This is a genomic window from Nibribacter koreensis, assembly GCF_039541795.1.
In the GTDB taxonomy this organism is placed as follows: Bacteria; Bacteroidota; Bacteroidia; order Cytophagales; family Hymenobacteraceae; genus Nibribacter; species Nibribacter koreensis.
Map to the genome: position 1 here is coordinate 279,070 of NZ_BAABGX010000003.1, position 23,617 is coordinate 302,686.

General features: G+C 51.7%; 20 protein-coding genes. 16 read left to right on the forward strand and 4 right to left on the reverse strand.

What is annotated here, in order from left to right; translation table 11 throughout:
- The first annotated feature begins 170 nt into the window (after positions 1–170).
- A complete protein-coding gene (locus tag ABD880_RS16615; RefSeq protein WP_345168592.1) occupies positions 171–845 on the forward strand; it encodes a hypothetical protein in 675 nt (224 codons plus the stop codon).
- A gap of 315 nt (positions 846–1,160) precedes the next feature.
- A complete protein-coding gene (locus ABD880_RS16620; RefSeq protein ID WP_345168595.1) occupies positions 1,161–1,310 on the forward strand; it encodes a hypothetical protein in 150 nt (49 codons plus the stop codon).
- A gap of 119 nt (positions 1,311–1,429) precedes the next feature.
- Here ABD880_RS16620 and ABD880_RS16625 read toward each other — a convergent pair whose 3' ends face one another.
- The 3 genes from ABD880_RS16625 to ABD880_RS16635 all read right to left on the reverse strand — a co-directional run bounded on the left by ABD880_RS16625 (position 1,430) and on the right by ABD880_RS16635 (position 8,420).
- Positions 1,430–2,476 (reverse strand): PorP/SprF family type IX secretion system membrane protein, encoded by a 1,047-nt coding sequence (locus tag ABD880_RS16625; protein ID WP_345168597.1) that lies wholly within the window; start codon positions 2,474–2,476, stop codon positions 1,430–1,432.
- A complete protein-coding gene (locus ABD880_RS16630) occupies positions 2,476–6,279 on the reverse strand; it encodes a PKD domain-containing protein (protein ID WP_345168600.1) in 3,804 nt (1,267 codons plus the stop codon). The genes ABD880_RS16625 and ABD880_RS16630 overlap by 1 nt, the downstream gene beginning before the upstream one ends.
- A 197-nt stretch (positions 6,280–6,476) precedes the next feature.
- Positions 6,477–8,420 carry a hypothetical protein gene (locus tag ABD880_RS16635; protein WP_345168603.1) on the reverse strand — a complete coding sequence of 648 codons (1,944 nt, stop codon included), beginning with the start codon at positions 8,418–8,420 and terminating at the stop codon, positions 6,477–6,479.
- 192 nt (positions 8,421–8,612) lie between these two features.
- Between ABD880_RS16635 and ABD880_RS16640 the strand changes: the two genes are divergently transcribed.
- The 12 genes from ABD880_RS16640 (at position 8,613) to ABD880_RS16695 (ending at position 20,729) form a co-directional block, all read left to right on the forward strand.
- A complete protein-coding gene (locus ABD880_RS16640) occupies positions 8,613–9,878 on the forward strand; it encodes a putative DNA modification/repair radical SAM protein (RefSeq protein ID WP_345168605.1) in 1,266 nt (421 codons plus the stop codon).
- A gap of 89 nt (positions 9,879–9,967) precedes the next feature.
- The gene (locus ABD880_RS16645; protein ID WP_345168607.1) at positions 9,968–10,117 is read left to right on the forward strand and encodes a hypothetical protein; all 150 of its coding nucleotides are present in this window, start codon (positions 9,968–9,970) and stop codon (positions 10,115–10,117) included.
- A gap of 18 nt (positions 10,118–10,135) precedes the next feature.
- A complete protein-coding gene (locus tag ABD880_RS16650; protein ID WP_345168609.1) occupies positions 10,136–10,969 on the forward strand; it encodes a TIGR03915 family putative DNA repair protein in 834 nt (277 codons plus the stop codon).
- Between the two features lie 641 nt (positions 10,970–11,610).
- Positions 11,611–12,210: a phosphoribosylglycinamide formyltransferase gene (purN, locus tag ABD880_RS16655; protein WP_345168611.1), complete on the forward strand. Its 600-nt coding sequence runs from the start codon at positions 11,611–11,613 to the stop codon at positions 12,208–12,210.
- Positions 12,211–12,420: 210 nt separating this feature from the next.
- On the forward strand, positions 12,421–13,950 hold the full coding sequence (gene purH / locus ABD880_RS16660; protein WP_345168613.1) for a bifunctional phosphoribosylaminoimidazolecarboxamide formyltransferase/IMP cyclohydrolase: 1,530 nt from the start codon (positions 12,421–12,423) through the stop codon (positions 13,948–13,950).
- 220 nt (positions 13,951–14,170) lie between these two features.
- Positions 14,171–14,557, forward strand: a complete 387-nt coding sequence (locus ABD880_RS16665; RefSeq protein WP_345168615.1) for a hypothetical protein — start codon at positions 14,171–14,173, stop codon at positions 14,555–14,557.
- A gap of 292 nt (positions 14,558–14,849) precedes the next feature.
- A complete protein-coding gene (locus tag ABD880_RS16670; protein WP_345168618.1) occupies positions 14,850–15,878 on the forward strand; it encodes a rod shape-determining protein in 1,029 nt (342 codons plus the stop codon).
- A 12-nt stretch (positions 15,879–15,890) separates the two neighbouring features.
- Positions 15,891–16,757, forward strand: a complete 867-nt coding sequence (mreC, locus tag ABD880_RS16675) for a rod shape-determining protein MreC (RefSeq protein ID WP_345168620.1) — start codon at positions 15,891–15,893, stop codon at positions 16,755–16,757.
- Entirely contained in the window at positions 16,750–17,274 is a 525-nt protein-coding gene (locus tag ABD880_RS16680; RefSeq protein ID WP_345168623.1) for a hypothetical protein, read from the forward strand. Before mreC ends, ABD880_RS16680 begins: the two co-directional genes overlap by 8 nt.
- Positions 17,271–19,103 (forward strand): penicillin-binding protein 2, encoded by a 1,833-nt coding sequence (mrdA, locus tag ABD880_RS16685; protein ID WP_345168626.1) that lies wholly within the window; start codon positions 17,271–17,273, stop codon positions 19,101–19,103. The genes ABD880_RS16680 and mrdA overlap by 4 nt, the downstream gene beginning before the upstream one ends.
- 2 nt (positions 19,104–19,105) lie before the next feature.
- Positions 19,106–20,383: a rod shape-determining protein RodA gene (gene rodA / locus ABD880_RS16690; RefSeq protein ID WP_345168628.1), complete on the forward strand. Its 1,278-nt coding sequence runs from the start codon at positions 19,106–19,108 to the stop codon at positions 20,381–20,383.
- A 139-nt stretch (positions 20,384–20,522) separates the two neighbouring features.
- On the forward strand, positions 20,523–20,729 hold the full coding sequence (locus tag ABD880_RS16695) for a hypothetical protein (protein ID WP_345168631.1): 207 nt from the start codon (positions 20,523–20,525) through the stop codon (positions 20,727–20,729).
- 127 nt (positions 20,730–20,856) lie between these two features.
- On the opposite strand, the gene ABD880_RS16700 is transcribed toward ABD880_RS16695, so the two are convergent.
- Complete coding sequence (locus ABD880_RS16700) at positions 20,857–21,999, reverse strand: hypothetical protein (RefSeq protein ID WP_345168633.1); 1,143 nt, start codon at positions 21,997–21,999, stop codon at positions 20,857–20,859.
- Positions 22,000–22,057: 58 nt separating this feature from the next.
- On the opposite strand from ABD880_RS16700, the gene ABD880_RS16705 reads away from it, so the two are divergent.
- On the forward strand, positions 22,058–22,363 hold the full coding sequence (locus tag ABD880_RS16705) for a 2Fe-2S iron-sulfur cluster-binding protein (protein ID WP_345168635.1): 306 nt from the start codon (positions 22,058–22,060) through the stop codon (positions 22,361–22,363).
- 388 nt (positions 22,364–22,751) lie between these two features.
- Positions 22,752–23,345 carry a thymidine kinase gene (locus ABD880_RS16710; RefSeq protein WP_345168637.1) on the forward strand — a complete coding sequence of 198 codons (594 nt, stop codon included), beginning with the start codon at positions 22,752–22,754 and terminating at the stop codon, positions 23,343–23,345.
- The last annotated feature ends 272 nt before the right edge of the window (positions 23,346–23,617 follow it).

Genomic DNA, 23,617 nt, shown 5'->3' on the forward strand with positions numbered 1-23,617 from the left:
GTACGTCAACTTTGTGTAAAGCTTTCGTTTTTGGCCTCTTTTCAAGAAAACAGGCTAAAAACGGCTTGGGGATTTTAAGGCAGAAGAAGGGCTTTGTAATTTATCTGTCATACGATGAAATTTAAATATTTAGCCAGAACTTTAGGAAAACATACTACTGGCCTCTTTTTATGAAAAAACGCATCAGCTCTCTCTTTTTGGCAGTTGTCCTTTTGCAAAGCTGCGTCTCCACAGAGGAGGCCGCCAAGATTGTGAAGCCGGGAGAGATAGAGAAAGTTGGGTACTTCTCCGCTACTTCTTACATCAGCATGGTGGAAAAAGGAAACAATGGTTCTCATAATGAGGAGATGTCTAGAGAGGCCGCTGCTAGGATAGATTCTTTGGTGAAGGTGCAGAGCCAAACCTTCAGGGTGCAGGCGTCCTTGTCACCGGAGGGAGATGCCTTGGCCGCCAAGGTAGACAAAGAAATAGAGGCGCTGCTCCTGCAGGTAATGAATAGAAGAAGAGCCTACAATGTGACGCTTTCGCCTACCATTGACTCTTTGATGGAGGCCAGCGGCGAGCGCTTCGCCCTGACCATTCTCTCCTCGGGCTTCAGTAGGGTGAAGGGAAACTACGGCGGCCAGGTAGCCAAGGGCATTGGGGTAGGTATTCTCACGTTGGGCATGTACACACCCCTTCCAATCAAGGCAAACTCTACGCTGCACGCCATGGTCTTTGATGCCAAGAACAATACCGTAGCCCTTTACAAGCGAAGCCAGCTCCTGGACAAAGAACCCATGGACCAAAAAGTAATGACCAAGCAGGTGAATTTCTTGCTGTCCAGCCTTTTAATGGCAAAGTGATAGGAAGGTATCTCCCTTAGGACTTCGTGACGAACAAAAAATCCGCTCTACTTTATGAATATCTGCCATGCCTCTTTTAAAGCGTGCCTGCTGTTCCTTTGTTTATATCTGTGTTCCTGTTCAGGTATAGCAAAGGAAGCAGATGCCATTGGTGTGTATACGCCTAAAGATTACATCAATAATTTTGATACGGTGCAACTCAAAGTTGGTGGGGTTTATAATAGAAGAGTTTATGATAAAAATAGACGATTGGTCAAGGCAATGGATGGGAGGTGGTCCTTTTCTGGGGGTGTCTTAAAACTGCACTCTTTTTACATGAATCTAGACGATGATTTACTGCGGTTCCCTGAATCAGTAGCTGACTCTAGATACTACATACAGACGTACTTCCGGAAGGTGAATGGCTTAGAGTCTTTTTGCATTGGCCATGATTTAGACAAAAACTGTTACACTAAAGTAAGGTAATAAACTAAAGACTGTAGAACCTGGTCCAAAAATCAATCTAAGCTTTTTGTATCCGGCCATTAACTATTTCTTTCTTGGGCGTTTTTGGCCTGATTTCCAGAAAATAAGCCAAAAACGGCTTACCAGTACTGGGACGGGGAGAAGACGCCGCGGGTGTTGCGGAGCATGAGGCCCAGCACGATCTCGTGGCTCCCGTGGCTTACTGTGCTGAGCTGGCTGGTGGTGAAGTCGTAGGCGTAGCCCAGGTGCAGGCGCTGCTTGAGCTGGAATCCCGCCGAGGCCACCGCCGCGTCGTGGTGCCGGTAGGTGCCGCCCAGCCAGAACTGGTCCCGGTAGAAGACCTTGGCGTTCACGTCAAAGGCGAGCGGGCTGGGATTAGCGTACTTGAGCACCACTGAGGGGAGCACGCTGAACTGCCGGCCCACCGCAAACCGGTATCCGCCGTGCGCAAAAATATGTCGCTGCTGTTTGGCCGGAACCTCAGCACTAGAGGATCTGAAGCTGAAGGGCGCCGGCAACACCTGCGCCAAAGAAATTCCCGCGTAGAACTGACCGTCATACGCCATCAGGCCCACGCCCAGGTTGGGACGGGTGCGGCGGTAGTCCTGCGCACTGGTCACCGGGTCACTGGGGTTGGTGAAGGAGATGTGCTCCCAGTTGAGGCCGTATTGCGTGATGCCCCCAGAGATGCCCGCCGCCAGCTTAATGCTGGAATTGAGCGGCAAGTGATAGGCGTAAATCAGCTGGGCGTCGGTGCGCTTGAGACCGGCCGCCTGGTCCACCTGGACGAGCGCTCCCAGGCCATGGTGGGCGCGGGTCTTCTGTAGGGTGCTCTTGTGTTGGGGCTTCCAGCGGGCGCGGCTCTTGCTCTTGGAGAAGGACTGCGGCCTAAACGTGGTGGGCGTGCTGCTGTAGTCCAGCTTGCCCAGGGGCATGTGCCCGCTTAAATAATAAGAGGTAGGCGCGCCCTCCAGCCCCACCCACTGGTTGCGGTAGCCGGCACGCACGTCCAGATAGTTGTCTGTACCGCTGATGGCCGGATTGAGCAGGAGCGGGTTGAGCATGTACTGGCTGTAGTGCGGAATCTGCTGGGCCTGCACGTTCGCGCCTGCCAGCATCACTATGCAAACCACCCATAGCGAGCATTTCTTCAGTAGCTTTCTCATCAGCGTAGAATGGTCAGGGAGACCGAGAACTTAGGACGGCCGTTGTGCGGGTTGATGATGTAGTAGTAGGCACCCACGGGCAGGTCTGCGCCGTTACGCCTGCCGTCCCAGGGCGTCTTGTACCCGAAGGCGTTGTAGACCACCTCGCCCCAGCGGTTGTAGATCTCAATGCTCACGTTAGGATAATCCTCCACTCCCGGAATCTCCCAAGTGTCGTTCACGCCGTCGCCGTTGGGCGAGAAGGCCTTGGGGATCTTGAGCTTCTTAAGCACCGTCACCAAGACGCTATCCACGTTGGGGCAGCCCGCCTCTGATAGCACGTTGAGGTAGTACTTGGTGGTGACCTCGGGCGTGGCCACCGGGTTGCCTATGTTGGCGTTGCTGAGTCCGGTGGCAGGGGACCATCTAAGGCTTCCCTCGCCGGTGCCGGCCAAAGTGGTGTTTTCGCCTTCTATCAAGATCACGTCCTTGCCGGCGTCCGCCTTGGGCGTGGGTCTAAGCTTGATCTCCACCTCATCATAGACGCTGGCGCATGGGCTGTTGCTGGCCGTCCAGCGCAAGACGTAGGTGCCGCCCATGGTGCCGGTGAAGGTGGCCTTGGGAGAGGTCTCGTCAGAGAAACTACCACCGGTGCCGCTGGTTACCGTCCACTTGCCGGCGGCAGGTGCCGTGACGTTGGCTGCCAGGACAGCAGTGGTCTTTCCGCAGATGAGCTGGTCCGGCCCGGCCGTGGCCACGGGCGTGGGGGTGATGGTGATCTGCTTGGTGACGGTGCTGGGGCAACCCTTGTCTGAGGTAGTGGTCAGCTTGACGGTGTAGGTGCCGGGTTTGGTGTACTGGTGGCTGGGGTTCTGCTGCGCTGAGTTGGTCCCATCGCCAAAGTCCCAGGCCCACGTGGTGAGCCTTCCGCCAGATAAGCTGGTCATATCCTGGAAAGAGACCGCGTCCGCCTGGCAACCCACCGTGGGCGAAAAATCAGCGCGCGGCGTAGGGTAGATGGTAATGCTCTGGGTAAAGGTTTCCTCGCAAGCGTTGGCCGCCTTCACAACCAGCGTGACGGTATAGGTGCCGGGCGTAGCGTAGGTATAGTTTGGATTCTGCTCGGTAGAAGTCTTGCTATCCCCAAACGTCCAGAGATAGCTGAGCGCGCCGCTTCCGTTGGCCGTGGAGGTGTTGGTGAACTTAGCTGCCTCGCCCTCGCAGACGTTGGCCGTGGTAAAACTGGCCACAGGGTTGGGGATGACGGTGATCTGCTTGGTGACAGAGTCGGTGCAGACAATGCCGGACCAGACGCGGAGCTTGACCTGGTAGGTGCCCGCGGCGGCGTAGGTGTGCACGGGGTTCTGCTGGTCTGAGAACTGGCCATCGCCAAACGTCCAGCGCCAGCGCACAATGTTCCCGAAAGCAATTTTACTCGCGTCCTTGAACTGCACGCCCTGCTTCTGGCAGAAGGAAGCGGCCGTGAAGTCCGGCTCAGGCACGGCACCGCTCACGGTGTAGGTGTTGGTGGCCGTGGCTATGCAGCCTTTGTCACTGGTGACGGTGAGCTTGACCGTGTAGACGCCCTCATTGGTGTAGCGGTGTCTAGGGTGGCGCAGAGTGGACGTCTTGCCGTCCCCAAACTCCCAGAAATAAGTAAGCGTGCCCACGGCTATGCTGGAGGTGTTCTGGAAGACGGCATCGTCCTTGATGCAAATGTCGGGCAGGCTGAACTCGGCGGTGGGCTGTTGGTTAACCGTAACGGATAGTTGAGTAGAATCTACACAGCCTTTGTCTGAGGTCACTTTTAATTTAACCAGGTAGGTGCCGGGTGCCGGGTATATATGTTTGGGCGAAGCAATGGTGGATACAGCGGAGCCGTCTCCAAAATCCCAGGCCCACTTCGTTATGCTTCCCAGGGCTACCGTGCTCTGGTCCTGGAACACCATCTCTTTTTGGTCACAAGTGGCCGGTGCACTGAATTTGGCTTGAGGCGGCGCGTAAATAACCACGGTTTTCTGGACTTCATTGACGCAGAGGGCCTGTGTGACCGTCATCAGTTTTACGGTGTAGGTGCCGGGCGTTGTGAACGGGTGCTTTGGGTTTTGCTCCCTGGATTTGGTGCCGTCCCCAAAGTCCCAGTGCCATTCTTTGATGATTTCGCCGGTGGTTACTTGGCTGGCATCTGTAAACTGGGTGGCCTCATTGGAACAGACGGTGCTGTAGGTGAACTCTGATTGCGGATTGTTATGCACTTCTACCTCAATATACGTAGAGTCCTGTGAGTCGCAGTCATTGCCGTTGGACTTGGTGGTGACCAGAGAGACGGTGTAAGTGCCGGGCTTTGGAAACGTATGCGAAGGGTTCTGATCTGTGGAGGTGGTGCCGTCCCCAAAATGCCATTTCCAGGCCAGCGGGTTGTAAATGGCAAAGCCCTTGAACCTGATGCTACGGCCGTCACAAATGGAGTCTGACAATACCATGATGTTTTGCACCAGGTTGTTCACGTTGGCCCCCGCCGAATAGCCGTAGGACTCAACCTGGCCAAACCCGTAGGCCACGGCATTGAACCCACTGTCTGCCTTGAGCGAGTGGTTGCCTTGTAACACATCGTTCTGGGAGTAGGCAAACTGCGGATTGGCGGGAATGGTTTTAAACAGTACTTTTTTGCCGTCCATTAAAAACGTGGCCGTGTCCTGTGACTTCATGGTCACGTTGATGTAGTGCCTGGAAATCTGAAAGTCTCTGGACGAGTACAGCGTGATGTCCTTTAAGGTCTGCTCCACGGGGTTGACCAACGTCATCTCGGGGTCTGCCTGCACGCCGTCACAGGACTGCGTCTTGGCGTACTGGGCAAAGAGAATGGGCTTATCTGCAGACACGTAATTAGGCGCCATGCTTTCAAATTCATAAAACTGGCCTTTGTTTCTGGTCACCGATGTGCCGTTGATGTTGATGCTGGTATTGTCCTCAGAGGTCAGCACTCTAAATACATCGCCGGCCAGACGGCTTTTGAAAGGAGCCGTTACAAAACTCTTGCCCCAGGCGCTGATGGGGTACAGTTGCTGGTACAGATTGTCTCCGCTGATGGTGGCGGGACAGTTGAGGGGAACGGCCGTCCAGGAGCTTCCGGAGAAGACCGCAATACGTTTACAGGATCCCAAGCCTGTGTCTATAGACTCTACCTTGGTGCCGGTCAGGTCTTGCAAGGTGCGCACCTGGTAGACTTCGCCCTTCATGAGCGGCCTTTCTGGAGAGAACGCCACGCCGGCAGGTTTGCCCCCCAGGGTGGGCACGGTAGGTGTAATTTCAATGGTGGTGTTATCTTCTAACGCCACTACCATCAATTGTGAAGAGGCCCGGCCTGGGTCTGTGGGATAGTACAGCTGGTCATAGCTGATGGCGTAATAAGACCGGCCCAGGGTATTGGTAGGCAGTACCAGCGTAGCCGCCGACTTGTTGGTGTAATAGATATGCGAATAGACCACCACCGGCACGTCTGATGTCACGTGAATGGCTTTGGGCTCAATCAACTCAGAACTGTTCACGTACGCCTGCGACACGCTAATGGGAATCACGGTGACTTTGTTGGCGGTCACGGCATGCGTAGTGGGCGTGTTGCTACCCACGGTCACGGTCACCTGCGCGTCTCGGTCTGAGGTGACGTAGAGGTTCATCCTGGAGGCAGTTCCCTCAAAATGCGCCATGTACCCCAGCCAGAAATCACGGCCTTTGTTAGAGGTGCTTTGGGCGCGGCTCTGGCCAACCAGTAGTAATAACAGAGCGCAAAGAAGAAGGAGTGGACAGCGTAAAAGTTTTACCATACGGTAGGGCGCAAAATACGGGAAGCAGTGGGCCTTAGAAAATTCTGTTTTTCAAGAACTTGCTTTGGCAAGAGGGGGAATTAAAGCTAAGGATTTTTTACAACAAGTCAATCATCTCCCAGTTGGCGCCTAGGTGGACAGGGGTTTTAACTAAGACCGTTTTTGATCTGTTTTCCAGAAAATAGACCAAAAACGGCTTATCTGAATTCTGTGATCAAGGGCTGGGTAAAGCGCAGGTCGTTGAAGTCATAATACGGGCGCGAACTCCTGAAGAACTTGAAGTCGGTTTGATTGTCTAGTGGTACCCGTGGGTAGTAACCTAATAGAATCTGGATGGTACTAAAGGGCAGGTACTCGTTCCGGAACCTGAAGCCCATGCCCAAGCCGGTGTAGGGTTTCTCCGTGAAGGGAGAGCCGTCCTTTTTCTCGGTGATCCAAGCCAGATCAGCAAAGCCCACCACCGCCAGTCTAAATCCAAACACTGTCACCGGGGCAAAGAAGTTGGTCTCATAGTTTAACACAAACTTGCGGTAGCCGCGCACCATCTCAGACCTGAACCCTCTAATGCCGTCATCTTGGTTAATATGCAGCGCCAGCAAATCTGGTCTTCTTAGGCCAATCTGGGTTCTGTTCCACAAGAAATGCCGCCAGCGCCAGCGGTTAAGTTTGTAAAGGGGCGTAAAGTACAAAGCCTCTGAGGTCCAGACGCCCTGCTCCCAGCCGCCCTGGTACCGGTAGCTGCCGTATTCCATGCCGCCATACAGGTAGCCAAAGTTGGGCTTGTACTTGCCAAAAGCGAACTTGGTCCCAAAGTACAGTCGGTTTTTAGCGGAGCCGTCTTCAAAGCCCGCCGTCACCGCCAACAGGTTGCCCGCCGGAATGTCTTCTGTTCTACCAAAGCCAAACAGGTACTGGTCCTTGTAATAGCGCCTGAAACTGTAGCCCAGGCCAGAAAGGTACAGCCGCGCGCTCTGGATGGTAGGCCCGGTGCCCTGCGTGTACTGGATGTTCATGACCCGCAGCGCCGTAATCAAACGGCCCGGATTGTCATGGCTTAGATCATAGGACTTGAGCCTATAGGCGCGTCCCACCCAAAAATCCTGCACGTTGTAGTCCAGAGGTTTGTAGAGAATGGGCGCTGGCGTAGGGACGGGATCTGTGTCATAGACCTCGGGCTCATAGAAATCGGGTACCAGGGTCTGGTACCAATTGATGGTGGCCCCGCCGGCGTACTTGGTGTTGGTAGAGTAGAAGTCTCTCTGGAAAGAAATGCCCTGCTGTTTATACGTGTACTCGTTTCTGTAAATCAGCTCCGCCGAAATGTACGACCGGTAGATGTTCTCAATCAGGTAGCTGCCCTGGAACAGCCAGCCCTGCGGGTCATCCATGGCAAACCTGCCCACGGTGCGTATCTGGTGGCCCAGTCCCAGAAAGTTAATGTCCCGCAAGGCCAGCCGCGTGCCAGACGTACTCACAGAACCAGAACCGCTCAAGCTGAAGATGTCCTTGGTGATAACCGTGACGTCTACGCTGTCTTGGGTAGAGGTAGAGTCATTGACTAGAATTCTGGCGTCTACTATATAATCCGTTTGGCGCAAGAGACGCTCAGATTCTGAGAGAGCCAGGGGTTCTAAGAATTTGCCTTGCTGAAACAGGAGTTTGTTGCGTAGCAGCCGGGGCTTGGACCGGGAGTGCAGGGCGTTGCCAAATTTCTCCAGCGCATTGTCTGGTACCTGTAAGGTGTCATTGATGTTATAGCCAAAGGCATCCATCCGCACAAAATGGATTTTGCGCACCACCTTGTAGTTGTGCTGCTCCTGGTCCTGAGGCAATAGCTCAGCATCTACGGGGCCTTCCAGCTTGCGCGGCTTAAACACCACCAAGGCCCTTATGGCCCGGCCAAAAATGGTTTTGCGCTGGCTCATGCGCCGCAGAAAATCTAGGAACCTCTTTTGTTGAATACTGTCTCTGGCAACGGTGTCCTTTTTTAATATGGAGGTAGGCACGAAGGAGGAGTCCGGCACTACCACCTGGGCGCAGGCATTGGGTGAGCTATGTAGCCACAAAATAGAGACCAGTAAAAGGAGTGCGGCAACCTTAAGGACCTTGAAAAGACCCGTGCCGAGTCTGTTAGCGCTCATGCCCAATAATACATCCTTCTAAAGTACGCAAAAATCATGCATATCTGGTGTAGAAGCTTATTATGCTAATAATTTTAGTGTTATAAACATTTGAACATCACCTTGTGGAAAACAAAAAACTAAAATTATTAGTTATAAAAGCGAGTTGTTAGTATCTTGCTAACGCATTCAGGAGTACATAAACCCACACAGATGCAGAACACTATCATTGAAAAGCTAAGCATTTTGGCAGATTCGGCTAAGTACGACGTCTCTTGCTCTTCTAGCGGCGGTAAACGCAAAAACGAAGGCAAAGGATTAGGCAACGCCGAAGGCATGGGCATTTGCCACAGCTATACCGAGGATGGCCGTTGCGTGTCTCTGCTGAAAATTCTGCTCACCAATTTCTGCATTTTTGACTGCGCCTACTGCGTGTCCAGAAAAAGCAATGACGTGAAGCGTGTGGCTTTCACAGTGCAGGAGGTGGTGGATTTGACCATCAACTTCTACCGCCGCAACTACATAGAGGGCCTGTTCCTGAGCTCTGGTATTTTCAAGGACTCTGACTATACCATGGAGCGCCTGGTGCGCATTGCCAAGAAGCTGCGCCTGGAGCACAACTTCAACGGGTACATCCACCTCAAGACCATACCGGGTGCCAGCGAAGAACTCATCAAAGAGGCCGGTAAGTACGCCGACAGACTGAGCGTAAACATTGAGCTGCCCTCTGAGCTGAGCCTGCAGACTTTGGCGCCAGAGAAGAACTACCAGGAGATTCTCACGCCCATGGGCAACATCAAAGACCAGTTGGTATTGGTGAAAGAGGAGAAGAGGCTGTTCAAGTCTACGCCTGCCTTCGCGCCGGCCGGACAGAGCACGCAGTTGATAGTTGGGGCCACGCCCGAAAGCGACCGTCAAATTCTGGCCTTATCCAGCGGCTTGTACAAGAACTTTGAGTTAAAGCGGGTCTACTATTCTGGCTATGTGCCCGTGGTAACAGATAGCCGCCTGCCCATCATCAGCACGCCGCCCATTATCAGAGAGAACAGGTTGTACCAAGCCGACTGGCTCATGCGCTTGTATGGTTTTGACGCGAAGGAGTTGCTAGATGAGCAGAACCCTAACCTGGATTTGCAGATTGACCCCAAGTTGGCTTGGGCGCTACGCAACCGGCACGTGTTTCCTTTAGAGATTAACACCGCAGACTATGAGATGATTGTCCGGGTGCCGGGCATAGGCTTAAAGTCTGCCAAAAAGATAGTGGCAGCCCGCCGCTTTGCATACCTCAACTGGGAGAACCTGAAACAGATTGGGGTGGTCATTAAACGGGCCAAGTACTTTATCACCTGCGGAGGGCGCAGTTTGGAGACGAGAGAATGGGACGAGGAAGCCATCCGAAGAAGAATCCTTTTCGGGGAAAAGGGAGACCGAAACGGTCTGTGGGGAAGTCAGCTGGATTTGTTTCAGCAGGCCAGCTGAGCCGCCGCGACCGGAAACCCAGAACTGGGAAGCTAAATGCTTCCAAAACAAAGAAAATCACATTTGTAAAACATCAAACCAACACCGCCATGCAATCTATCACTGCCCGCCAAACCGTAGCTCCTGTTTCTTTCCGTTGCAAGCTAAGCACGCTGGTGCCGTATCTGCGCCAACTGTCTGCCCAGCGCCAGGAGGCCGCCGCCAACGCCGTATTGAGCGACATCCGCATCGCTTCCTAATTCAGCTATATTCTGGCTATGCACTTCTATACCTATGATGGCTCGTTTGAGGGACTGCTCACGGTCATCTTTGAGGCGTATGAGCGCAAGGCCTGGCCAGACCAGATAGGCAAAGAAGGCGAGGCCCCTCCGGGCATTTTTGCGGAGCACCATTTCATCCCATCAGATGAGACCAAGGCCAAGCGCGTTTGGGAAGGTCTGGGTAAGAAGTTATCTAAGGCTGCCTGGGAGAACGTGTACAAAGCCTACCTCTGGGAACAGCCGGGGTTTGAGATGCTCATCTGGCAGTTTGTGCAATTGGTCTTCTCCAGCCAGCAGGAGGGTATTGAAGAAAATTTCGCGGAGCCTTGCGTGCAGAAGATGGCGCAGGTGGGCAAGCAGATGTTTAGAGAGAAGCACCGCATGGAGGCCTTTGTCAGGTTCCAGTGCACGCAAGACGGCCTCTACGTAGCGCCCATCCAACCCGACTTCAACGTGTTGCCTTTGATTGTCACCCACTTTGAGAAACGCTACGCCGACCAGCAGTGGCTTATCTATGACGTAAAGCGCCAATACGGGGCATTTTACAATGGCCAGTTTGTAGAGCTGGTGTCCATGGAAGATGGCGCACCGGCGTTCCAGAAGATAGACTTGCCGCAGGATGTTCTGGCTGGCGTGGAGCCTTTGTACCAACAGCTATGGCAGGCGTACTTTGACCACGTCAACATCCCGGAGCGGCGCAACAAGAAACTGCACATGCGGCACATGCCCAAACGCTACTGGAAGTACCTCACAGAGAAGAAGCCCAGAATCCAGGCGTACCAGCCCATCCAGAACAAGCAACTGCCCACTGGGCTGGCCCGGTTAAATTAATCCTGTCGTTTTTGGCCTATTTTCTGGAAAAGAGGACAAAAACGAGCAGTCTCTTCTCCCTGGAAGAAGGTTAGGAAAATAGCCTAAAAACGGTTAATAGTTGATTGCCCATTGCTAATTCATCTACAGATATAAACACCCCTCTACAGAGCTCCGCTCGCTGGCTCAAACTCTCGTTTGGCCAATCCTCAAGGGGAGAATCCTCGTTTGGCAAAGGCTTCTACTACGTGTACCTGATCCAGTCTTTCCGTCGAGTCGCCTAAGCAGGTTGCCGCCTCTGACAGGATAGCGGTCACGATAAAGCAATGTTAGCTAAATAAGCAAGGAAGTAGCCATGCAAAAGAGGCAAGCTGGTACAGCGCGAGGCGGGAAGACGGGGCCTCGCGGCCGTGAGCGCTTAGCGGAGAAGATGAAAAAGGAAGTATAAGGGCACCGGAAGAAAGAGCCTTCTCAGGCATAGCCAAATGCGTGCTCATCAATACCAGAAAGGATTAGAAAGTATAGACCTGTAGTCTACGCTGTGGACAAATGTAACGGGCAATGGTGAGCCTGAGAAAACAAATATCATCGTTTTCAGCCTATTTTCTGGAAAAGAAGCCAGAAACGCTATCTTTGCTCTTCCATCTGCATGACCAGCTGTTTTGGGTACTTCTTCTAAAAAGAACATCGTCATTTTCGCTTCCGGCTCTGGGAGCAATGCCCAGCGCCTGCTGGAGCACTTTGAGCACCACCCTACTATTCAGGTGGCGGCGCTCTTCTCCAACAACGCCAACGCGTTTGCCCTGCAGCGGGCCGAAAACTTCAACGTCCCCACCGTGGTCTTTGACCGGGCTTCATTGAAAGACGGCACCGTGGCCCAGCAAGTAAATGACTATCATCCAGATTTGATTGTACTGGCCGGATTTTTATGGCTGTTACCAGCAGAGTTTGTGAGGGCCTTCCATAATAGGATCATCAACATTCATCCGGCGTTGTTACCTAAGTTTGGCGGCAAAGGCATGCACGGACAGCATGTGCACCAGGCAGTGTTGGATGCGACAGAGGCCGAAACCGGCATCACCATCCATTACGTGAATGAGCACTATGACGAGGGCGCGCCTATCTTTCAAGAAACCTGCCCCGTCCGGGCAGACGATACCTGCGAGACCTTGGCGGCGCGCGTGCTTTCTCTGGAGCACAAGCACCTGCCGCGCGTAGTAGAAGAGTTGCTCACCCAGGAGAAACAGACCCCCAAAGCCTAACCTGCCAAAGATGAAGCGACTACTCCAGCCCTCTGCGTTTTGCTCCCTTCATCTGCCCGCTACCCTTTTGCGCTTTCTTTTAAAGGACACCACTTCACATAGAAGTTGGATGCCTCATGTCCAGTTACATCTGGATTTTGGGGTGGCTACGTATGTCCTGAGGCGTATTGCCTTTAATTTGCCAATTGAACCCAATCATTCTCAATCTATATGAATACCGTTAAAATCAAATCTGCTTTAATCTCTGTGTACTACAAAGACGGTCTGGAGCCGCTGGTGCGCGAATTGCAGAAACAAGGCGTGACGTTTTACTCAACCGGCGGCACCCAGGACTTTCTGGAGAAGCTAGGCGTTGAGGTAGTACCGGTAGAAACCGTAACTGATTATCCGTCCATCTTTGGAGGGCGCGTGAAGACCTTGCACCCTAAAATCTTCGGGGGGATTCTGCACCGCCGCGGGCATGAGCAGGACCAGCAGGAGTTGCGCCACTTCCAGATTCCGGCGCTGGACCTGGTGATTGTGGATTTGTATCCGTTTGAAGAAACCGTGGCCTCTGGTGCTTCAGAGGAGGACATCATTGAGAAGATTGACATCGGGGGGATTTCCTTGATTAGAGCGGCGGCCAAAAACTTCCAGGACGTACTCATCGTCTCTAACCGCGAGCAGTACGGTGAGGTGGTAGAACTCTTGCAGGCCAAAGACGGAAGCACTGACCTCTCTGACCGCAAGCGTTTTGCAGCCAAGGCGTTTGACGTGTCTTCACATTATGACACGCACATTTTCCAGCACTTGAGCAAAGAGCAAGAGCTTGCGCCAGCTTTCAAACAAAGCGAACGCACCAGCCAAGCCCTGCGCTATGGCGAGAATCCGCACCAGGCTGGTACCTTCTATGGCAACCTGGACCAACTCTTTGACAAGCTCAACGGCAAAGAGCTGTCTTATAACAACCTGGTAGACGTAGACGCCGCTGTGTTGTTAATGGCCGAGTTTGCGAACCAACCCGCCGTGGCCATTTTAAAGCACACCAATGCTTGCGGCGTGGCCGTGGCGGATACTTTACACCAAGCCTATTTGAATGCTTTGGCTTGTGACCCAGTGTCGGCGTTTGGCGGGGTGATCATTGCCAACAAAACCATTGACCTGGCCACTGCGCAGGAACTGAACAAGCTCTTCTTTGAAGTCTTGATTGCCCCAGCCTTTGATCAAGATGCGTTGGAACTGCTTTCCTCTAAGAAGAACCGCATCTTGCTTAGACAAAAGCCGGTGCAACTGCCAACTAAGCTGTTTAAAACCTTGCTGAACGGTGTGATTGAACAAGACAAAGACTCAGCCACAGAAACCGCCAAGGACTTTAAAACCGCCACCAACCGCGCACCGTCACCAGAAGAAGTAGAAGGATTGGAGTTCGCGTTAAAGGTTTGCAAGCACACCAAGTCCAATACCATTGTATTGGCCAAAGGAAACCAACTTTTGGCCAGCGGCGTGGGCCAGACATCCAGAGTAGATGCCTTGCGCCAAGCCATTGAAAAGGCTAGAAGCTTCGGGTTTGATTTGCAAGGGGCGGTGATGGCCTCAGACGCGTTCTTCCCGTTCCCGGACTGCGTGACCATCGCGTCAGAGGCCGGCATTACCGCCGTGGTACAGCCGGGTGGTTCCATCAAAGACCAGGATTCTATTGACGCCTGCAATGAGCGCAACATGGCCATGGTCATGACCGGTGTGCGTCACTTCAAGCATTAATCATTACTTATCTCAGACTCAATCAAAAGCCCGGCTGTTCTAGAACAGCCGGGCTTTTCGTTTTTGGCCTGTTTTCAAGAAATCAGGCCAAAAACGGATAGCTTCCCAACTCAGATCGTCTTTGAGATTTTATATTGAATGGAATATATATTAAAATATAAATTCAGTTGATTTTCAAATAGTTGCGTAAGCTTGAGATACAGTTAATCTATAATAAATTATGAAAAATAAGGCCATTGTTTTCGCTTTCTTGTTAGGGGGTGCAACACTATTATCTACCAACGCCATTGCTCAGGAAACTAACTCCCAGCAAAAGGAGAAAGAGATGCAGGATAAACAACGCCTTCAGGATGCCAGAACGTTAAAAGCCGACACCAAAAAATCGGCGGCGCAGACCAAAGCCTCGGCCAACGACCAGAAAGCCTTGCTAAAAGAAGCCAAGGCAAACGCAAAAGAGGCTAATAGAATTGAAGACGAGGCAAATGATGCCGCCAAGCAAGCCAAGCAGTCCGTAAGAACCGAAGAAAAAGCCCAACGGACCCGCGAGAATGCTGACAAGCAAGCCAAAAAAGCGGCAAAGGCCCAGGCCAAATCCAACCGGAATTAAGCCTGAAAAGGAAGGTCTGTCACAAATAAAACTATGAAAAGAAGAAGCCTCTACGTTAGAGGCTTTTTTTGTTTTAGTAAAAAAACAAGGTGGAAAGCCTCCAGAGAATAAAATGAAGACTGGAAAAACGACGTTTTTAGGCTGTTTTACAGAAAACAAACCAAAAACGAAAGGCTTTTAAATGAGAATGAGATAATATGACAGAAATACGTAATTTTGCTTTTTGTAGTACCTAGTAAAGAGAATATTCTTCATATATAGTGTTTCGGCTAGAGACACCAAAAGACAACGAATGGGATTATTTAATTTTTTCACCGCAGATATAGCGATTGATTTGGGCACCGCCAATACCCTTATCATCCACAACGATAAAATAGTGATAGACGAACCATCTATCATTGCCATGGACCGCACCACCAACAAGATGATTGCCGTGGGCCGTGAGGCGATGCAGATGCACGAAAAAACCCACGAAAACATCAAGACCATCCGTCCCTTGAAAGACGGCGTAATTGCAGACTTTACCGCGGCAGAGCAGATGATACGCGGCATGATCAAGATGATTGACAAAGGCAAGAAGCGTTTGTTCCAGCCGTCTTACCGCATGGTAGTTTGTATTCCGTCTGGTATCACCGAGGTGGAGAAACGCGCCGTAAAGGATTCTTGTGAGCACGCCGACGCCCGCGAGGTATGGATGATCCAGGAGCCGATGGCCGCCGCCATTGGAATTGGCATTGACGTAGAGCAGCCCATTGGTACCATGATTGTGGACGTGGGAGGTGGTACCACAGAGATTGCCGTGATTGCGCTTTCTGGTATTGTCTGCGAGCAGTCTATTAGAGTAGCCGGTGACGTGTTCAACAAAGACATTCTGGACCACATGCGCCGCCAGCACAACCTATTGATTGGCGAGCGTTCAGCAGAAAAAATTAAGATTGAAGTGGGCGCGGCTCTAACAGATTTAGAGAACCCGCCAGCTGACTTTGAGATACGCGGCCGTGACTTGATGACTGGTATTCCTAAAGTAATCAAGGTAACCTACCAGGAGATTGCCATCGCGTTAGACAAATCTGTCTCTAAGATTGAAGAAGCGGTGTTGAAGGCCCTGGAGATTGCTCCGCCAGAACTTTCCGCAGACATTTATGACAATGGTATTCACCTGACCGGTGGCGGCGCCTTGTTGCGTGGATTGGATAAGCGTCTGGCCAGCAAAACCAAACTGCCTATTCATATTGCCGAGGATCCGTTGCGCGCCGTGGTGCGTGGCACCGGCGCGGCCGTTAAAAATATTGAAGGTTTCCGTAGCGTACTGCTAAGCTAAGAACTCGCGCCCATGCGGAAACTCTTTCAGTTTATCTTCCGGATACGGGCGTTTCTGGTGTTTGTCTTGTTTGAGGTACTTTCTCTATACCTGCTTTACCGGAGCAACACCTACCACAATGCCGCGTTCTACCAGTCCTCTAACTACTATGTGGGTAAGGTGCTGGAGTTTCAGAGCGAGGTGACGGAGTATTTCCAGTTACGGGAACAGAACCAGACGCTGGCCGCTGAGAACGCCCTTTTGCGCGCGCAACTCACCCAGAAGCAGGAACTACAGCTCAATGACAGCATAGAAACCGTCAGGGACTCTACGTTTGCCGCGGCAGATTCTGTGGCGGCGGCGCTGTACACGTTCAGGCCGGCCCGGGTCATCAACAACTCGGTGCGCAGGCTCAACAACTACCTCACGCTCAACATTGGGTCAGATGCAGGGGTAAAGGCAGGAATGGGCGTCTTGACGTCCAGAGGCGTGGTGGGCCGTGTGAAGGCTGTCTCTAAACATTATGCCACCGTTACGTCGCTGTTGCACTCCCAAACCCTTATCTCGGTTAAGCTCAAGCGCAACAAAAGCTTTGGCAGTATCAAGTGGGACACGGGCAATCCTGAGTTTGCCACCCTGCATTACATCCCGTTGAGTGAGAAGGTGTTCAAAGGTGATACCGTGGTGACGTCTGGGTTTAATGCCATTTATCCGCAGGGCATCATGATTGGCCGCGTGGTAAGCGTGATGAAAGAATTGGACAAGAGTTTTTATACCATTAGAGTACGTTTGGGCGTTGACTTTGAGAAGCTCTCTTACGTGTACGTGGTGGAGAACAAAGGCCAATCTGAGCTAGATACGTTGCAAGTTAAATCAGGCATAAAGGCAGAAGATGAGTAGTTTCAGGTTTGTCAACTTAATCCAGTTTGTGGTGCTCATGGCCCTGCAGATTCTGCTTATGCGCAACCTGGTGCTCTTTGACACTGGGTTTTGCTTTGTCTACATAGGGTTTATCCTGTTCTTGCCCATTGACATTGACCGCGTGTTGTTGCTGGTGCTGGCCTTTTTGACGGGCCTCACCGTGGACTTGTTCTATGACACGGCGGGGGTACATGCGGCGGCCACGGTGCTGGTGGGCTATTTGCGTCCTTACATGCTCAAACTCTTGACGCCCAGAGACGGGTATGAGACCTCAGACAATCCCAGTCTCACGTCTATGGGCTGGCGCTGGTTCTTGACCTATGGTATTGTGCTGTTGCTGGTGCATCACTTTACGCTTTTCTTTTTAGAACTGAACGGCTTCAAACTCATAGGATTTACTTTGGCTAAGATTATTGCGAGCACTTTTTTCACAGGGGCGGTGTTGGTTATTTTTCAGATGCTATTTTTCGCAAGGAGGGTTAGGGGTTTCAGATGAAATACTTAGAAGGCCGCAAATACGTGATCCAAGCCATTTTTCTGGCCATTGGGGCGGTTTATCTCATCAAACTTTTTTACATACAGGTCTTAGACGACAGCTACAAAACGGCCGCCGAGAACAACGCCATGCGCCGCGTGGTGCAGTACCCGTTTAGGGGCCTCATGTATGACCGCGACGGCAAGTTGCTGGTAGAGAACAAGCCGGTCTATGATCTGATGGTGGTGCCCAAAGAGGCCAAGGCCATTGACACGCTCAAGTTCTGCCAGGTGATGGGCATTACCATGGACGAATACCGCGAGAAGATAAAGGCCGCCAAGGCCTATTCTTACGTCAAGTCCTCACCGTTTCTACAGCGCCTCACCAACGAGGAGTTTGCGCATATCCAAGACAATCTGGTAGACTTTCCGGGGTTCTACATCAACGCGCGGACCGTACGCGGCTATCCGCACCAAAGCCTGTCGCATGCCTTGGGCTACATTGGTGAAATCAGTCCCAGACAATTAGAGGACTCCTCTTTTAAAGGATACATGCCGGGTGACTACCTGGGCGTGAGTGGTCTGGAGAAGGAGTATGAGAAGTACCTCATGGGCAGGCGCGGCGTTAAGTACACCATGGTCAACGTGCGCGGCATTGAGAAAGGATCTTTCAAGAACGGCGAATATGACACCCTGTCCATTGCCGGCCAAAATCTCATCACTACCATTGACCTAGAATTACAGAAGTACGGCGAAAAGCTGATGGCCGGCAAGGTGGGCAGTATTGTGGCCATTGAACCGCAGACCGGCGAGATTCTGTCCATGATTTCGGCGCCATATTATGACCCCTCTTTGCTAACGGGTAAGGAACTAGGAAATAACTACATGAAGTTGTTGCGCGACCCTATCAAACCGCTCTTCAACCGCCCTACCATGGCCACCTATCCGCCGGGTTCTATCTTTAAACTGGCGCAGGCCTTGATTGCCATGCAAGAAGGCACGCTTACGGCCAGCACTGGTTATCCTTGTAACTGGTCTCTGGTAAGATGCTCGCATAGGCACGCGTATCCGGCTAATCTGGGTATTGCCATTGAGCAGTCCTGCAACCCGTACTTCTATCAGGTGTTCAGGTCTGTGGTGAATAAGGGGCGTTCCAATAATGTGTACCTGGATGCTAAACTAGGACTGGACGCTTGGCGGGAGCACGTCACGTCCTTCGGGTTTGCGTCTCAGTTGGGGATAGACTTTCCGCAGGAGAAGAAGGGCTTGATGCCGGGCAGTAAGTTCTATGACAAGATCTACGGCCCCAAAGGTTGGAAATTCCCTACCATCTATTCCATCAGCATTGGCCAGGGTGAGACCGGTGTGACGCCTTTGCAGATGGCTAACTTTGCCGCCATTGTCGCTAACCGTGGCTATTACTATACACCGCATTTGATTAGGTCTGTAGGCGAAAAAGGAAAGCCGTTGCCTGAGTATTCTGTCAAGCACCATTCTTCTGTGGCCCCCAAGCATTTTGGGCCTGTCATAGATGGTATGGAACGCGTGGTGCAGTCTGGTACGGCCCAGTTTGCCAAGTTGAACCACGTGGGCATAACGCTCTGCGGCAAAACAGGCACGGTGCAGAACCCGCACGGAAAAGACCACTCGGTGTTCATTGCGTTTGCACCTAAGGAGAATCCTAAGATTGCCATTGCCGTGTACGTGGAGAACGCCGGTGGAGGAGCCGTGGCCGCCGCGCCTATGGCCAGCCTCATGGTAGAGAAATACCTGACAGACTCCATCAAAACCGCTCCGCGCAAACGTTGGGAAGAGTGGTTGATTGACGGCGGTTTCTACAAAATCAACTAAGCATGCGTACTTCCTATAACCTTACTAGAAACGTTGACTGGATCACCATTGGCCTGTATGGCTTTATGGTGCTTTTGGGTTGGATGAACATTTACGCCGCCGTGTATAACCCTGAAAATGTAACCAACATCTTTGACTTTTCTCTGAACTCAGGAAAACAACTTGCTTGGATTGGAACATCGGTAGTGATCATTATCATGCTCTTTGCCATTGACTATAAGGCGTATGACTCACTGGCGTACGTAATCTACTGGTTCTTCATTCTTCTATTGCTGGGCACCTTGGCTTTTGCCTCAGAGATTAAAGGCTCCAGGTCTTGGCTGGTGATTACAGAATCTGTGAGGCTACAGCCCGCCGAGTTTGCCAAGTTTGCCACGGCGCTGGCGGTGTCAAAGTTCATGAGCGGCATTAACCTGCGGCAACAGAACTGGCGCGACCAAGCCAAGCTAGCGGGATTGGCGCTTCTGCCGCCGGTCATCATCATCTTACAGAATGAGACGGGCTCTGCCCTAGTATTTGCCGCCTTTACGCTGGCGTTCTTCAGAGAGGGTATGTCGCCGTTGATTCTGATCATTGGCGCGGTGGCCGTCTTTGTGTTTGTGTTGACCTTGCTTATAAACCAGTGGTGGTTGATTGGTATCTTAACAGCCTTGATGGGCGGTTACCTGTGGCTGAATTTCCATCGTCTGCGGCGTGATTTGCGCGGATTCATCGGTATTTGGGTGGCGGTGATTGTGATGGTGTTCAGCGTACACTACTTTGTGGAGAATGTGTTACAGCCCCATCAGCAGAACCGCATCAAGGTGTTGGTAGACCCTGAGATTGACCCCTTGGGCGTGGGCTGGAACGTGACCCAGTCCAAGATTGCCATTGGCTCCGGCGGCTTCTTCGGGAAGGGATTTCTGGAAGGCACGCAGACCAAGTTTGACTTTGTGCCGGAGCAGTCCACTGACTTTATCTTTTGTACCATTGGCGAAGAGCACGGCTGGATAGGCAGTTTGGTGGTAATAGCCTTGTTCCTGGGCTTGCTCACGCGTATCATCTTCATAGCCGAACGACAGCGCTCCGTCTTTGGCCGAACGTACGGCTACTGCGTGGCCTCCATCATCTTCTTCCACTTTCTGGTGAACATAGGCATGACCATAGGCCTGGCGCCGGTGGTGGGAATCCCGTTGCCATTCTTCAGCTACGGAGGTTCGGGGCTTTGGTCGTTTACCATTTTGCTCTTCATCCTACTAGCCATTGACGCCCACCGCAAACTAGACCTGGGCAGAGGATAAGAGGGTAGCACGTATTAGGTAGCAAGACTTTTGGGTTCCGTTTTCGGCCTGTTTCTTAGAAATTAGGCCAAAAACGGAATTTCTGCTTCCAACCAGATTTCGTTATAAACCTGTTTACTACTTACTGTTTACTTTCATCATGTACCGCTATTTAGGAGATAAGCACACAGACTCAGCCCTGAAGGGAGGGCTTTGTGAGGCGATGCGCCAACAAAACGGAAAGTGCATTAGAGGCAAGAACGGCAGTATGCTGGTGCGGTTTCTGGATTTACCTTACCCGACGGTGGTGATTGGGAGGTTGCTACGAAAAGTAAATCCTGAAGACAAGCTAGCACATCAGAAATAAAAGCGTTCCTCTAAAATGCAAAACGCCCGGCTCCTCTAAAAGAACCGGGCGTTTTTGGCTTATTTTCCAGAAAACAGCCTAAAAACGAACAACCCATTAATCACTAGTCATTCGTCAGTATTCATTATCACGCGAATTTGCGCTCAATCAATCTGGTCAGTTTCTGCACGTGTTCTTCTTTTTTAGACCAGTTGTAGTGACTGCCTATTTCCTCCACAAGTACACGTTTAGCTTCTTCGGCGGTGGGTTGCTCGTCTAGCTGTTTGATGGCGGCATGATAGGCCATGTTGTCGCCGTCAAACAGCTCATTGATGAAAGAGAAGCGCTGGTTGATGGAAATGGCTTCGCGCAGAGTGCCTATTTTCTGTTCCTGGTTACGGTCTGAAAGCGAACTGGTAGAGGCAGTGGTCTGCTTTAAGCGGTCGTTGAGGCTGGGCTTCTGCTCTGTCTGGAACCGGTCGTTCATCAGCTTAGGCTCTGCCTGCAATACGGGCCTGAAGAAAGGTGCGGCCACCGCGGGTGCCTGCGGCTCTTCTTGTACAATAGGAGCAACGGGTACCAAAGGCTCTGGCGTTGGGATGGTTTGTCTTTCAGCAACAGGAGCTGTGTTCTCTTCTTCCATCACCATTGGTTCAGCAGATGGAGTGGGCTCAGAAATCAACAGTTCCTCCATTTCCAGCGGCTCAAGGCTGTAGAACCTATCCAAGATTTCTTTCAAAGAGGTGCGCTCATCTTCATGCTCTGCCAGGAAACGGTCTAGCTGGGCCATGATAGTGGAGCGCTCCATGTCAATGCCAGAAAGCGTGCCTATGAAGCTCCGATATAAGTCTTTGTCAATGTCCTGGTACTTGAGGCTATCCTGTAGTTTGGTCACGGTCAGGTCCTCCAAGCGTAGGAATTTCTCCTCAAAAACGGCCACGGGGTCCAACGGAATCCTGATGGTGTCTTCAATGGCGTTCACCAAAAGCGGCTCAAAATGCTCACGTTTGATGGAGATTTTGCGCGACAGCACGTTCATGAACTGCACCAGGGCGTCCTTCACCTCGGGGTGTTCAAAGTCAAAATACGGGCTGCGCAGGTTGGCCATCTCGTGGTTCCAAAGCGTGAGCAGTTCGCGTATCATGTACAGGTTCACCTGCTTAACAGGCGTAAACGAAATCAACTGCTGGGCAGTAACGGCCTCATGAGTGGCAAAATGTTCCTCACTGAGGCGCTGGGCCAATTGCTGGCTATATAGCGCTAGGCGGATTTGATTATATTTGTCTTTCATTGGCGGAAGCATACTGGGGTAAAGATAGCGAAGATAGGGAAAAATGGGCGAATTAACCGTGCAGAATCTAGCAGATAAAACGCTTAACGTTGCCCCGGGGCAGACGGTTCTGGCCGCATTGCAGGCCGCCGGCGTAGGCTGGATGCACGCCTGCGGCGGAAAAGGCCGCTGCACCTCCTGCCGCATGATCATCAAAGCCGGCGAAGAAAATCTGGCTCCGCTCACTGCCCCAGAGATTCGGTTTAGAGAAAACGGCCGACTCAAACCCAACGCCCGCCTCACCTGCCAGACCCAGATTACCGGCCCCGTTACCTGCCGCGTGCCAGAGCAGACCAAGCTCCCGCACCTTTCTTATAGTGATTGATTTTCAATTGAGAGATTGAATGGTTGAATGAATGAGAGAATGGTTTTGATGCGCTAATTCTCAATGTGCTGATGTGCTAATTGGTTGAACTCTCCCTATTGTCATCCTGGAAGGACCTTGTGAGCAAGTTGTAATAGGGGTTGCTAGCTAATCAAATAGCCATCCTCCATTTATTTTGCCGTCTCCAAATTTTCAAACCTCCACATCTTCAAATCAATTAATTCTCTCACTCATTCAACCATTCAATCACTCAATGGGTTGAGCGATAGCGAAATGGATAACTGTGTGGAAAAATTGTGCATTAGGGAAGGCGGTGCACCGTGTAACTTGCTAGAGTGTTCAGGCAAGAATAGCACATGAGCACATTAAAAAATTAGCACATTAATCTATGTTCATAGAGCCTCGGGTGGGAAACCGCCAACAGACCCAGAAGCGTGGTTGGATAGAAGTGATTTGCGGGTCTATGTTTTCGGGCAAGACCGAGGAGCTCATTAGACGCCTGAACCGCGCCAAAATTGCCAAACAGCGCGTGGAGATTTTCAAGCCGGCCATTGATACCCGCTACCATGAAGAAGACGTGGTCTCCCATAACGCCACGTCCATCCGTTCCACGCCCGTACAGTTTGCCAACGACATGTTGTTGCTGGGCAGTGGTTGTGACGTACTGGGCGTAGACGAGGCCCAGTTCTTTGACGATGCCATCACTGATGTTTGCGTCCAGCTAGCCAACTCTGGCGTGCGTGTGATTGTGGCCGGCCTGGACATGGACTACCTGGGCAAACCCTTCGGACCTATGCCAGCCTTAATGGGCGTGGCAGAGTACGTGACCAAAGTACACGCCATCTGCGTGCAGTGTGGCGACATCGCTTCTTACTCCTTCCGTAATGCCGCCTCCCAAGAGAAAGTGTTACTAGGCGAAACCGACTCCTACGAGGCCCGCTGTCGTCACTGCTTCCAGGAAGGATTGAAGGGGAAACTTTAAGCTAGTCTCGAGTCGCGAGTTCTGAGTCGCGAGTCATAAAAAACCCTCGTTTTTGGCCTGTTTTCTTGAAAACAGGCCAAAAACGAGGGTTTTTCTTGGTGCTTTTAATCTTCGATATGTTAGACAGTTTACGTGAGGGAATTAATAGTCATAGGACTTGTTTACGATTTGTCGGAAATATATTCGAAAATATTTGGTCGGTGAGTAACTTGTTTCGTATGTTTGTTTATACGATGCTCGTAAATAATCGAAGACATCCTCGATAATTCGTT